This is a genomic window from Methanobacterium sp., from assembly GCA_039666455.1.
Lineage (GTDB): Archaea > Methanobacteriota > Methanobacteria > Methanobacteriales > Methanobacteriaceae > Methanobacterium_D.
In genome coordinates this window covers 19,360-31,609 of record JAVSLW010000011.1, presented here as the reverse complement: position 1 = coordinate 31,609, position 12,250 = coordinate 19,360, and the positions used below count along the sequence as shown (strand labels likewise).

Genomic DNA, 12,250 nt, shown 5'->3' with positions numbered 1-12,250 from the left:
CCCATAAATTTTCACACCAAGTCAGACACCCGGATAAATGAATAATAGATTAGATTAAAAGAGGAGATTAGATGGCTAAAGACATAACGTCAAATGTGGAAATAAAGGATACAACTGCAAATCCTGCCCCACTTGGCCTTTTGGGGTTTGGATTAACAACTGTCCTTTTAAATCTCCACAACGCAGGTTTTTTTGAGTTAAACAGTATGATACTGGCAATGGGAATAGCTTATGGAGGGATAGCCCAGATAATTGCAGGTGCAATGGAATATAAAAAAGGTAATACCTTTGCAACTGTTGCATTTATCTCATATGGACTATTCTGGTGGTCTCTTGTCTTTATACTCATTTTGCCAAAAATGAATCTGGCAATCGCGGCTGATCCAGCATCTTTAGCGGCTTACTTATTTATGTGGGGGCTTTTTACACTGGTAATGTTTATCGCGACTTTAAAATTGACTCGAGGGTTACGGGTTATATTTTTAAGCCTTACTATATTGTTTTTCCTCTTAACTGCAGGAGAATTAACAGGTAACTCTACAATAATTATAATTGCAGGCTATGAAGGAATATTTACCGGTGCAAGTGCCATATATGTAGGACTAGCAGAGGTAATAAATGAAGTATACAATAGAAAAGTTTTACCAGTTTAGAATATCTAAATTTTTACATTTTTAAGGATAATAATGGGCCCTGGAGTATTAAAAAAGTTATTAATGCTATTTAATGATTTTAATTTTGAATCTACTTTAAAATTGAATAAAAATAGTTTCTAATTTTTATTTTTTTTAAATAACATGAATTAAAAAGTTTTATATTTTATTCTTTTTAAAGAGGTATTTTCAGGATTTAAAATTACATAAATTCTGTTTTTAAGCAAAAATTCATTATATAAGATGGTATACTGCTAAATAGTTAATAATACAAATTTATTTTAAAATTTAATGGTTTAAATTCATTATTTTTTATTAAAAATGAAATCTTTAAATAAGTTGTATATCAATTGTATAACAGTTTGTTTTGAAGCTTTGATTGGAAGTGGAAAAGCATAGAATAAACTTAAATTTAGATGAGGCGGTATGATGGAAAGTAAAAATAGTCTCCCTGAGTTATTAGATACTTTTATTAATCTAATCCGGAGCAAAGAGCTTGAAGATGGTGAAGAAGAGCAATTATTTTTAAATAGACTTTTTAATCTAAAAAGAAAGGTAAAAGCAGAGATCATGTGCCTGAAAGACGGAGATCCACGGACTAGTGTGGGTTTAGTACTTCTTGAAAACATTACCAGTGAAATTAAAAGGGAAATTTACTTTAATAACATTGCATTTGCAGAATACAGAGAAGCAGGAGAAGATCTGGTACTTATAAAAGGAAATGAAGAATCAGTTGAGACTCTTTTAAAACAGGCAGATATGCTGGGCATCAAATGGAAAAATGTTGATTTTGGCGATCGAATTATGGACATGAAAACTTAAATATATAGAAAATCAATTATTGTAGCTTTAAAACCCTGAAAATAGAATGTTTTTATAATTCCTTTATTTCACCATACAAAGTATTTCTTAGAGCTGGAACTCTTCCAATATCTTTTATTACTTTTTTTAATTCGCCAGGGGGTGTGTATACTCCATGTGCAGATCCTGCAGATCTGGATATGTTTTCATTCCCTAATGTCCCGCCCAGATCATTTGTACCTGCCATAAGACAAATTTGAGCGAATTTAAAGCCTAATTTTACCCATGAAACCTGTATATTTTTTATTAAGTCCCTGAACATTAACCTTGAAACTGCATAAACTTTTAAATCCTCTGCTCCAGTTGTTCCAGCACTTGAAATTCCCTGTTTAAAAATAGGCGCATTTTTATGCATAAATGAAAGAGGTACAAATTCTGTAAATCCACCTGTTTTCTTTTGAATATCTCTTAATATTTCAAGATGTTCAACCCTGTGACTTAAATTCTCAACATGACCATACATCATCGTGCAAGTTGTGGGAACTCCAACATTATGGGCTGTTTCAACTACATCTATCCATTCTAAGGTGCTAAGTTTTTCAGGGCATATAATTTTTCTCACATCGTCATTTAAGATTTCTGCAGCAGTTCCAGGCATTGACCCAAGACCTGCTTTCTTCAACATCCTGAGGTTCTCTTTTACTGTAATTTCTGCTTTTGATGCCCCGTAAAATATCTCCATTGGCGAAAATGCGTGTATATGGATGTCCGGAACCTTTTCTTTAACCCTTAAAAGAATATCCTCATAAAAATAGGCATCTATATCTTTATGAAGGCCTCCCTGAATACACACTTCCACTGCACCATCATCATATGCATTTTTTGCTCTTCTAACTATTTCATCAATCTCTAAAAAGTATGCATCTTCATCATTTTTGTTCTTTTTAAATGCACAAAAACCACATGAACTTGAGCAGATATTAGTGAAATTAATGTTCCAGTTCTGGATGAACGTGATTTTATTTCCAACTATTTTTTCTCTTAGAAAGTCTGCAGCAAGAATTAGTGCTTGAAACTCCCTTCCCTGTGTTTTCATCAATATTTCAGCTTCCCTGAAGGAAATTTCATAATCCATTGCTTTTTTTAGTATTTCGTTTACCCTGTTGTCAATGTTCAACTTATCAAACATGCAATCTCTTATAAAATTTCAATGCATTAAAAGTTTTGGTTAATCATTTTTGTTTTGAATGCCTGATAAAATTACCTTGATATGATATTAAACCATGTGTTAGTACACATACTAAAAGTTCAGCGATCAAAGTATTCCATTGTTGCATCATCATAAAATTTTTTCCATATGAAATATGCACATTTACTGAAACCATCGAAAATCATAGATTTTCGGGTAATCAAAATCAAAGATTTTGATAACTGTAAGCGGTTGATAATAGCCCATGAATCCATGAAAAACGATAAGTTTAAATATTATAGATGTAAAGTTAAGTTAGGAGGTGAAATTATGGCTGAATTACCAATTGCTCCAGTTGGAAGAATCATAAAAAATGCTGGTGCACAAAGAATCAGTGACGATGCAAAGGAAGCTTTAGCTAAATCATTAGAAGAAAAGGGCGAAGAAATTGCAAAAAAAGCTGTAGAGCTTGCAAAACACGCTGGAAGAAAAACTGTTAAAGCTGAAGACGTGGAAATGGCTGTTAAAACAGCTTAATTTTTTTCCTTTCTTTATTTTATATATTTCTTGTTGAAAAAGAAAGATTTTTCCAGGTTGCAAGATTGTTTAGAGCTGCTGCTTATGCAGAAACTGTATATGTTCAATTTGCGGTGCTCCTAAAATAGAATTTAAGAAAATAGGATAAACTGTTTACAAACCATTTAATTCCTTGGAAAAATCCATTCAATTATTTTCTTTTTACCCCAGTTAATCTTAGATAGAAACAGTTTAAATAATTGATCACTGTCCTTTGAAAAATCAGAGTAATTAAACTTATTTCACTACCGGTAAAAATTCCCTGAATTAGGGAAAAGGTTATATATGAATACGCTCATATTCAAGGTAGACGCACTCCGGGCCGGTGGTCTAGGGGTATGATACCTCCCTGACACGGAGGTGATCACGAGTTCGAATCTCGTCCGGCCCATTTGCCGTGGTAGTTCAGTTGGGAGAACGCCAGACTGAAGATCTGGATGTCGCTGGTTCAAGTCCGGCCCACGGCACTTTTTTTAAATAAAATAATTATTTTTAAATTCTTACAAACATTTTTCTCTAAATTAGCTGTTTTTTAAGCCATTCCAAAAAGATATAATATATGAAAAGTAATATTATTTCTTGGGTAAATCATGACTAAGAAAAGTTGCTATAATCATGATAATAGAACAATGCGAAAATAAAAGGATAATAATTAAGATATAAACCTTCTTTGTCATCCGAATTAAATAAATCTATACGTTCTCCCATTAAAGAATTTTTGAAAAATAAAAAGCTGAAAGAAAGTGAATAACAAATAGAGGCTCCATACGCAATCAAAAGCCCTCCTCGATTATAATAAGAAAAATCAAATAGATTCATAGTATTTTAAGTTTCCACCACACTGACAGGCATCAAAATCCTCTGGTGATTCTCCTTTTTCAAGCTCGTAATATCCTCCGCATTTTTCACAGATTACATAGGTCATAGAATCACGATTTGATATTTAATTATTTATCACTCAATCATTATTCATAAAGAAGAAGTAATATTATTTAACCATTAATACTATTCCCGATTAAAAAAAATTAATTTTCAAGCAATGCGCCTTTCAAATAAGTACTGGTTACATCATCTATCTTTACTTTCATAAAACTTCCAATTTGGCCATTTTTAACAACAACATGTTTGTATGAGTTTGTCCTCCCAATATAACCGCCTTTGCTGCCTTTTTCTGTTATCAAAACATCATGAATTTTTCCAATTTCACCCTTATTTTTTTCATAAAGTATTTTTGATTTCAATTCATTTAACGCCTTAGAACGCTTTTTCATGTCATTATGGTCAATTTCTTTCATTGAAGATGATATTGCCATTGGTCTATGTCTGTATTTTGAAATATGGATAAAATCTGGCTTTATATCCCTAATTAGATTTAATGTATCCTCAAATGCTTCATCTGTTTCTGTTGGATAGCCAACAATTACGTCAGTAGCAATTGAAATTTCAGGTAGTTCTTCTCTAAATTTTGATATTATCTCTTTAAATTGCGCGACAGTGTGCCCCCGGTTCATATCATTTAATACAGAGTTGTTTCCACTTTGAATAGGAATATGAAGAAATTTATAAACATTTTCGTGCTTAAATGCCTCAATTAATTCTTCTAAATTTCCAATTATACTTTTTGGATGGAGCATTCCAATTCTAACTTTGAATTCACCAGGAATACTTGTAATTTCATTAATAAGATCAGATAGTGTTTCACCCGTATCTTTTCCATATGCAGCAGTATCCTGTGCTGTAAGCTGAATTTCAACACATCCATCTCCTAAAGCTTCTTCTACTTCTTTTTTTATGATATTTACCGGATAACTCTGCAGCTTCCCCCTTGCAAATCTGGTGCAGCAGTAGGTGCACTTACCTGCACATCCTTCGCATATTGCAGAGATATGTACTTTTGGATTAAAACGCATCTTTGGAAGACCTGCTTTAATATCAGTTCCATGCCCAATAATCCTTGCACTTTCACCATCAAGACATGATTTTACAACATCAAGCGTTGATTTAATTTGACGTGGTCCGATCCATCCTGCAGATGGTGCAGCTTTATGGAGTTTTTCTGGGTCAATCTCCACCATGCATCCAGAAATAATTAATTTTTTATCAGGATAATCTCTTTGAACTCCATGGATCCTGTTTAGAACCTTCTGTTCAGTTGGATGTTTAACATAGCAGGTATTAACTATTAATACATCTGCATCTCCGGGGTTTTCCACTATTTCAGCATTTTTTTCCTTTAAAAGCCCTGCCATTATCTGTGAATCGCCCTGATTGAACGTACAGCCGAATGTTTCAATGTAAACTTTCATATTACCTTAAACCCTTAATTTTCAGGCCAGCCGTGTTCGCCTACCATAGGAACAAAGGCAACTCCACCCATGCTTTTTCGCTCATAGTCGTCTTCTGATTTTCTTTTAATGTAAACAAGGTTCTGGAAATAATATTGCTCCCCTACAGGAATTAACATGACTCCCCCAATTTTCAGCTGTTTCTTCAATGGTTCTGGCACTTGAGGAGCACTTGCTGTTCCATAAATTCTGTCATATGGCGCTTCTTCTTTGTATCCTTTCGTTCCATCACCAATAATTACTGTAACATTGTCTCCAAGACCTGTTCTTTTAAGATTGTCTTTTGCAGTTTCTGCAAGTGAATCGATGCGTTCTATACTGTATAAATGGCCTTTTTTACCAATTAATTGTGCAACAACAGCTGCATTGTATCCAAACCCTGCACCTATCTCCATTACTTTCATACCTTCTTCAAATTCAAGTATTTCACAGATCATTGCAACCATATGGGGTGCTGATATGGTCTGCCCTTCACCAATAGGTAATGGTTGATCAACGTATGCATAAGGCCTGTTTGATGCAGGTATAAATTCTTCTCTTGGCACTGCTTCCATGGCCTTTCTAACTTCTTCTGTTTTTATATAACCCATTTCTGAAAGTCTTCTAACCATTTCTTTTCTTTCATTAATCATCCTACCACATTCGAACTTAAATCGTATTTATACCTCTCATGGTTATCCAGAGGTTTTCCATAAACTCTTTTTGTTACATCTGCCTTTGCAAAGCCTCTTCTAAGTTTTCTCTCCAGAGTTTTAATGGAATTTACTCTGAAAATAAGGTTTCCAAGTTTAATTACATCTCCAACATGGAATTCAAAGTCTCTATCCACATCCACCTTTTTAGAAATTATTTTGCCTTTAAAGTCCACAGAAATCCCCACTCTTGCTGGAATATCCAGGGAAGAAGCCCAGATTGTTTCTATATCTGATACTGGACTTTTATATACTCTTCCACCCCTTTTATTTTCAATTGAAGTTATTGCCACATCTTTACCATCAATATCTATAATATCATCTACATGTAATTCCTCATCAGGGTAGAGTTTTACATATTCTTTTTTTGAAGTTTCAAATTCGCTGATAATAATTCTAATATCTGCAGGTTTTCTGCTTATTGTTTCCCTATAAACATTACCGCATTCATTGCACTCAAGAAGAAATTCTTTTAAACGTTTTCCTTTGGATTTTAAAACTTTAAAGGATTCAGATTCACAAACAGGACATTTCATTTCTTTTCCTCAAATCCATGATTTAATTAATTTTTTGTTTTTTATTATTAAGTAATTTTATCAAGGAGTAAAAAGCTATTTGTCTCTCTTTTTAAGGTAATGATTCACCAGTCCACCGTTTTTTAGGATTTCCAGCATGAATTTTTTAAACGGTTCTATTTTAAAGCTTTCACCTGTTGTTTCGTTCAAAATAGTACCCTCTTCCAGATCAATCTTTAAAACATCCCCATTACTGGCATTTATTTCAGCAATAATAACTGGTAACCCTATATTTATTGCATTACGATAAAATATTCTGGCAAATGACTTTGCTATGATTGCAGAAACTCCTGCATGTTTTAAAGCCACAGGAGCCTGTTCTCTTGATGAGCCACAGCCAAAATTTTCACTGGCCACCACAATATCTCCTTTTTGAACATTCTTTGCAAAATCAGGGTCTACTCCTTCCATTACATGTGCAGCAAGATCATCCAGACTGAATGTCCTTAGATATCTTCCAGGAATTATAACATCAGTATCAATATTATCTCCAAATTTCCATACCTTTCCATGTATTTTTTCCATCATGTTAATCAATTTAATAATTTATTTAAAATAGCGCCCCTGTTCTGTGCTTTTGTAATGATCAGCTCTCCACCCACATCTTTCATAGTATTTTGAGCAGTTCTATATATTTCTCCAGAACCGGTATCAGTAACTGCATATACTGCAGGTCCAAATGAACTCATTCCAGCTCCTGCAGCTCCAGCAGATCTCATATTTTCAATTAAAGTACTGATTAAAGGATGCTGAAGCTCCAGCTCAACTTTTTTAAATCCAGTAGTCTGGATCTGGTTAACAGAATCCCCAAATGAGTCTATATCTGCTTCAACTACTGAGGGCATCATTTTCATAAGCAGGATATGGGATAATTTCTGTACATCTCCTAAAGGAATTGGGCAGTATTTATGGAATATGTTCACTTCTTCTGGTCCAGATGCTCCAGCAGAAATATCTGGTATTGCAAGTATTATATCCCAATCTTCGGGAAAATCATATCTTGCAATTATTGGTGGCGGAGAAGCTTTTGATGCGGATGAGGGTAAAAAATCAGGTTTTTCAGTTATACTATGCCCTCCATCTATTATAAAACCCCCGTAATCAAATGTTCCAACTCCAATACCTGAAGTTCCACCCCGTCCTACAATTTTAGCTATTTCTGGGGCAGTCATATCCATATTATTAAGGTTTAATACAGCTTTTCCAACTGCAAGAGAGATTTGAGTACCTGACCCAAGTCCAGAATGAGCAGGATAAGTTTCTTTTACAATAAATTTAAATCCTGAAGTGATATTCAAGAATTTCAGCATTTTTGCCGCTGCATTTTCAATCTTTTCTCTGTAATTCACCATTAATTTTTCGCCGCGGTCGTGGTTTTTAAATATTATTTCAATACCCTTATTTTGAGGTTCTGCCTGGAGAGTAAGTCCGGGGTTTTCAATAGTTAATCCCACACTACCATCTATTCTACCAAGGGCTCCATTAAGATCAATTAGAGTGATGTGAAGTCTTGACGGAGTTTTGATGATCATTTTAAAAACCAATTAAGTTTTATCGGATGGTGCATCAGCGCTTCTTTGAATAATTTCATTCTTTTTAAACGGAACTGCAAATTTCTTTTCTATTTCTTCTCTATAAAGAGCATTCATAGAACAGAAAGGTATTATTCTTCCATCAGGAACTGCATAGTGAATTACACATCTTTTAACCCGATCATGATCAAAATTCCATGGATCCATGAAGTGCATGCATGCTATAAGCAGTGTATTATGATGGAAATTTCCAAGTGCAGAATAGGATCTTTCTTTGAAGACAGAAGTCAGGATATTTTTTATATCAATTGAATTTGGAGCTTTCGATGGATCTATTGTTCTTGGAATCTCAACAGTGGCTCTTGCAATGGTTTTTGCTTTTCCAGTTAACCCTCCTTCTTTTATATTTTCTGCACTTTTTTTGAGGAGCTTGAAAAATCTATCAACATCAATAAAACGGGTGATTGGAATAATTTCTCCATCTTCAACAAAGACATAGGTAGCTGCACCACAGTGAGAGTGACAGGTAAAGGCAATCTGATTTTCACCTTCGATAGCTTCTATAAATTCTGAAATCGGGAAAACCGATGTTGCTGGGTGGAAATCCTCAACTTTAATTTTAGAGCTGGTCTGTTTTTCCACAAGCTTTTCAAAATCTGGAATTGTTATGCGCTGCTTCTCTACTTCATCTGAAGGAGTTCTTCCTGCAAATGAAACAGGCTGGAAGTTCACGCCACGTATTATATCAATATTTTCAGCTGCAAATCTAATTATATCCCCGATTTGATGATCATTTATTCCCTTAACAATTGTAGGAACTAAAACTATGCCTAAATCTACTTTTCGACAGTTTTCAATGGCTTTTAACTTGGTTGCAAGTAAGTCTTTATTTCTTATTTTAAGGTAAGGTTCTTCTGTAACTCCATCAAATTGAAGATAAACAGTATTTAATTCTGCTTCCTTTAAATCTTTAGCTAATTCAGGGTTTCTTGCAAGTCTTAATCCATTTGTAGCAATCTGCGTATGTTTAAATCCTTCCTCTTTTGCAAGTTTTATCAGATCAACTATATCTTTCCTTACTGTTGGTTCTCCACCAGCATATTGAATTGCAGGCGCAGGAACAGGTTCATTACCTCTTAAATTCCTTAGCATCTCCCTTATCTCTTCATAAGAAGGTTCATATAAATATCTGGAAACTGCTGCATTAGCAAAACAAACAGGACACTTTAAGTTACACCTGTTTGTTACATCAATAAGTCCCAAAATAGTCTGACTTTCATGTTCAAAGCATAAACCGCAATTTAGTGGACAATCATCCTGGGAATCTGTATGGGGATTTTCAATTCCTTCACCTTTAAAATCACTTTTAGAGGCTTTTTTGTAGAGTTCATCACTTCCCCAGTAAGTACTATCAAAATTACCGTGCTCTTTGCACTCTTTTTTTATCATTATTTTTTCTTTATCCTTGTAAACTTCAGCATCGATAACTGATAAGCACCCCGGACAAAGACTTTTGGTTTTCTTTATAACCATCATTTCACCATAAAGCTATTTATTAGTTCAATAGATAACACTAATATTATCTTTTTTTATCAGGAGGAAAACTATGGATACAACTGTTATCATTGTTCTAAATATGTCCGCATATGTAATATACTTTATGTTGCCGGCATATCTTGCAAACGCTACCGCATTGGCATTCGGCGGAGGTAAACCATTAGATTCTGGTCGAAAATTCACAGATGGGCGTAGAATATTTGGAGACGGTGTTACATGGCGTGGAACACTCATGGGCACAGGAATTGGGACGTTAATTGGGTTATTACAGGGAATATTATCTGGAAATGTTATTCAAGGTATATTACTTGGGTTTTTTCTTGGAGGGGGTGCTTTAATAGGGGATGCGTGTGGAAGTTTTGTAAAAAGAAGAATGAAAATCAAAAGAGGTCAGGCAACGCCTTTTTTAGATCAACTTGATTTTGTTGTTGTTGCATTAATATTTGCTTCCATTGTTGTGGTACTACCAGTTTATATGGTCATTTTGATACTTATAATCAGTTTTATTTTGCACCTTTCAGCCAATATCATTGCCTACTTCCTGGGAATTAAAGAGGTATGGTATTAAATCACTTTTTAACCTTAATTACCAGTAAAAGAGATTAAAGCATCACCTTAAATGAGGAATCAATCAACCTGTAAGAATTTAAAAACGCTTCAATACTCCCATGCCATTCTGGAATCTCATATACAAACACAGGAGTTCCAGATTCTGCTATAGGGTTGTTAACTCTGGTAATGGATGAACTCTGTGGCTTTTTTTCGGTATTTCTTTTATAGTAGTTAAATGAGGGGAGGATAGAGTGAACTTCTTCAGCAAGTGCAACAGATTTAGAATCCATAGTTGGTGTTGCAATATAATATCCATCACCATAGCCTTCTTCATGGTCGTGGCAGATTATAACAAGTCCATAATCTGATTTTTTAATATCTGGAATGATATATTGGGCAACAAGACCTTCACCATTATTACGACTTTCAGTAAAGTCTTCAGGATTTTTAGTGACAGTTACATGGTAATTTACAATCTCCACGTTATGTGTTAATGCGTAGAATTTTACAGCATGCGGCACAATAGTTTTAGATAGTTTTTCGCGAGGGTGCATACCTGTAATAACCGCAATTTTAGTTCCATTAGAACCATAATGGGAATAAACATCTTTTGTTACAAATCCATTGTTGTTAGAACCTATAATCGAATGATCGGCCGAATTATATAGAAATAATAATCCTGCCCCTGCTATTATAAGTAACAGTATTATTATAATATAGGATTTCATTGTATCACTCCAGATTTATTTTATCTTATTTTTACTTAAAAATTCTCCCATCATCATGGCAGTGCCAACAGCCGGCGCAACAACACATTCGTCCTTTTTAAGAATATCATCCATCCCTTTCCATTTAAGACCAGCGGATTCTGCAGCTTTAGCCCCAATAATGTCCATTCCAAGTCCTGTTGTTATGACCAGATCAAGATTCTCTCTATTTGAGACTTCAAGAAGAGCCTCAGCCACATTTTCAACATGTTTTTCGTAAATATAGGTTGCAATCTGTTCTATGTCTGATTTGCTTAGCATGTTGAGATCACCGCAGATCACCCTTGAAATTCGTCTCATACAGTCTAATTTTGTTTTTCCTGCACCATCCGGTGTATCACAGGAATAATCCTTCTCTTCTATGTTTCCAAGTACCATTTGAATGTCTGCAGTAATTGCAAAAAGTTCAGAAGATACTCTTACAAATTCCTCACCTAAAGGTACTTTATCCACCAATGCAGCAACGTTAGTCCTTAAAGTTCCGCTGTAAACCAATTCTCCTGTTTTTAATCTTTCAAGGTCAGATCTACCTTTAGCACATTCTGATCCATTTCTAATTGGAATGATATCGGTTGTTGTGCTTCCAGTATCGATCATTACGCACTCTGGAGCTATTTTAGCAGCTATTTTTGATGTAGCAACCCAGTTTGCAGCTGCAGCCTGACCGGGGTATTTGATTAAATCATCAAATTTTAAAACACCTTCAAGACCTATAAAACCTACAGGAACGTTGAATGCCTTTTTACATTTCCGGGAAATATCTATTACTCCTTCTTCTTTGGTTTTATATGCATCTACAAGTTCTGCAGTCATACATATCCCCACAGCATCGATGTCGTTTATTTCATCTTTAACCAATTTTAGGAGAGCTTTTCCAAGTTCATCTTTTTTAAGCCACATTGGAAAATATAGAAAATCTGTTTTTACAATTGAAATATCTCCTGTTTCATCAAATTGAACCAGTGCAAGGTCTGTATTTGCACCACCTATGTCAAATCCAGCTATTTTCAT

At 34.5% G+C, this 12,250-nt stretch carries 13 protein-coding genes and 2 tRNA genes; 6 read left to right on the top strand and 9 right to left on the bottom strand.

The genetic code is table 11. From position 1 onward, the window contains the following. Positions 1-71: 71 nt before the first annotated feature. Positions 72-653 (top strand): acetate uptake transporter, encoded by a 582-nt coding sequence (locus PQ963_03775; protein MEN4028782.1) that lies wholly within the window; start codon positions 72-74, stop codon positions 651-653. 429 nt (positions 654-1,082) lie between these two features. Next, positions 1,083-1,475: a hypothetical protein gene (locus PQ963_03770; GenBank protein MEN4028781.1), complete on the top strand. Its 393-nt coding sequence runs from the start codon at positions 1,083-1,085 to the stop codon at positions 1,473-1,475. A 52-nt stretch (positions 1,476-1,527) separates the two neighbouring features. Here the strand turns inward: PQ963_03770 and cofH are convergent, their stop codons facing one another. Beyond that, positions 1,528-2,643: a 5-amino-6-(D-ribitylamino)uracil--L-tyrosine 4-hydroxyphenyl transferase CofH gene (cofH, locus tag PQ963_03765; GenBank protein ID MEN4028780.1), complete on the bottom strand. Its 1,116-nt coding sequence runs from the start codon at positions 2,641-2,643 to the stop codon at positions 1,528-1,530. Between the two features lie 330 nt (positions 2,644-2,973). Between cofH and PQ963_03760 the strand changes: the two genes are divergently transcribed. The 3 genes from PQ963_03760 (at position 2,974) to PQ963_03750 (ending at position 3,686) form a co-directional block, all read left to right on the top strand. Further along, complete coding sequence (locus PQ963_03760; protein ID MEN4028779.1) at positions 2,974-3,180, top strand: histone family protein; 207 nt, start codon at positions 2,974-2,976, stop codon at positions 3,178-3,180. 358 nt (positions 3,181-3,538) lie between these two features. After that, a tRNA-Val gene (locus tag PQ963_03755) sits at positions 3,539-3,610 on the top strand. A 3-nt stretch (positions 3,611-3,613) separates the two neighbouring features. Further along, positions 3,614-3,686: transfer RNA gene (locus PQ963_03750), tRNA-Phe, on the top strand. Positions 3,687-4,244: 558 nt separating this feature from the next. Here PQ963_03750 and PQ963_03745 read toward each other — a convergent pair. The 6 genes from PQ963_03745 to PQ963_03720 form a co-directional block, all read right to left on the bottom strand. Continuing rightward, positions 4,245-5,525: a tRNA (N(6)-L-threonylcarbamoyladenosine(37)-C(2))-methylthiotransferase gene (locus tag PQ963_03745; GenBank protein ID MEN4028778.1), complete on the bottom strand. Its 1,281-nt coding sequence runs from the start codon at positions 5,523-5,525 to the stop codon at positions 4,245-4,247. A 14-nt stretch (positions 5,526-5,539) separates the two neighbouring features. Then, on the bottom strand, positions 5,540-6,196 hold the full coding sequence (locus PQ963_03740) for a protein-L-isoaspartate O-methyltransferase (protein MEN4028777.1): 657 nt from the start codon (positions 6,194-6,196) through the stop codon (positions 5,540-5,542). Continuing rightward, positions 6,193-6,792, bottom strand: coding sequence for an HVO_0476 family zinc finger protein (locus PQ963_03735; GenBank protein ID MEN4028776.1), 600 nt, complete (start codon positions 6,790-6,792; stop codon positions 6,193-6,195). Before PQ963_03735 ends, PQ963_03740 begins: the two co-directional genes overlap by 4 nt. Before the next feature lie 75 nt (positions 6,793-6,867). Further along, entirely contained in the window at positions 6,868-7,356 is a 489-nt protein-coding gene (hacB, locus tag PQ963_03730; GenBank protein MEN4028775.1) for a homoaconitase small subunit, read from the bottom strand. An 8-nt stretch (positions 7,357-7,364) separates the two neighbouring features. Then, the gene (locus PQ963_03725) at positions 7,365-8,363 is read right to left on the bottom strand and encodes a beta-ribofuranosylaminobenzene 5'-phosphate synthase (GenBank protein ID MEN4028774.1); all 999 of its coding nucleotides are present in this window, start codon (positions 8,361-8,363) and stop codon (positions 7,365-7,367) included. A gap of 12 nt (positions 8,364-8,375) precedes the next feature. Beyond that, positions 8,376-9,896, bottom strand: coding sequence for a radical SAM protein (locus PQ963_03720; GenBank protein MEN4028773.1), 1,521 nt, complete (start codon positions 9,894-9,896; stop codon positions 8,376-8,378). 73 nt (positions 9,897-9,969) lie between these two features. Between PQ963_03720 and PQ963_03715 the strand changes: the two genes are divergently transcribed. Beyond that, on the top strand, positions 9,970-10,488 hold the full coding sequence (locus tag PQ963_03715; GenBank protein ID MEN4028772.1) for a CDP-2,3-bis-(O-geranylgeranyl)-sn-glycerol synthase: 519 nt from the start codon (positions 9,970-9,972) through the stop codon (positions 10,486-10,488). A 34-nt stretch (positions 10,489-10,522) separates the two neighbouring features. On the opposite strand, the gene PQ963_03710 is transcribed toward PQ963_03715, so the two are convergent. Both PQ963_03710 and PQ963_03705 read right to left on the bottom strand, forming a co-directional pair. Then, on the bottom strand, positions 10,523-11,200 hold the full coding sequence (locus tag PQ963_03710; GenBank protein MEN4028771.1) for a hypothetical protein: 678 nt from the start codon (positions 11,198-11,200) through the stop codon (positions 10,523-10,525). 15 nt (positions 11,201-11,215) lie between these two features. Then, positions 11,216-12,250, bottom strand: a complete 1,035-nt coding sequence (locus tag PQ963_03705) for a hydantoinase/oxoprolinase family protein (protein ID MEN4028770.1) — start codon at positions 12,248-12,250, stop codon at positions 11,216-11,218.

Bases quoted from the DNA above. Each gene is read 5' to 3' on its own strand.
- hacB (MEN4028775.1), bottom strand. From the start codon at position 7,356: ATGGAAAAAATACATGGAAAGGTATGGAAATTTGGAGATAATATTGAT.
- PQ963_03775 (MEN4028782.1), top strand. From the start codon at position 72: ATGGCTAAAGACATAACGTCAAATGTGGAAATAAAGGATACAACTGCA.
- PQ963_03740 (MEN4028777.1), bottom strand. From the start codon at position 6,196: ATGATTAATGAAAGAAAAGAAATGGTTAGAAGACTTTCAGAAATGGGT.
- PQ963_03715 (MEN4028772.1), top strand. From the start codon at position 9,970: ATGGATACAACTGTTATCATTGTTCTAAATATGTCCGCATATGTAATA.
- PQ963_03710 (MEN4028771.1), bottom strand. From the start codon at position 11,200: ATGAAATCCTATATTATAATAATACTGTTACTTATAATAGCAGGGGCA.
- PQ963_03725 (MEN4028774.1), bottom strand. From the start codon at position 8,363: ATGATCATCAAAACTCCGTCAAGACTTCACATCACTCTAATTGATCTT.
- cofH (MEN4028780.1), bottom strand. From the start codon at position 2,643: ATGTTTGATAAGTTGAACATTGACAACAGGGTAAACGAAATACTAAAA.
- PQ963_03770 (MEN4028781.1), top strand. From the start codon at position 1,083: ATGGAAAGTAAAAATAGTCTCCCTGAGTTATTAGATACTTTTATTAAT.
- PQ963_03745 (MEN4028778.1), bottom strand. From the start codon at position 5,525: ATGAAAGTTTACATTGAAACATTCGGCTGTACGTTCAATCAGGGCGAT.
- PQ963_03760 (MEN4028779.1), top strand. From the start codon at position 2,974: ATGGCTGAATTACCAATTGCTCCAGTTGGAAGAATCATAAAAAATGCT.
- PQ963_03720 (MEN4028773.1), bottom strand. From the start codon at position 9,896: ATGGTTATAAAGAAAACCAAAAGTCTTTGTCCGGGGTGCTTATCAGTT.
- PQ963_03705 (MEN4028770.1), bottom strand. From the start codon at position 12,250: ATGAAAATAGCTGGATTTGACATAGGTGGTGCAAATACAGACCTTGCA.
- PQ963_03735 (MEN4028776.1), bottom strand. From the start codon at position 6,792: ATGAAATGTCCTGTTTGTGAATCTGAATCCTTTAAAGTTTTAAAATCC.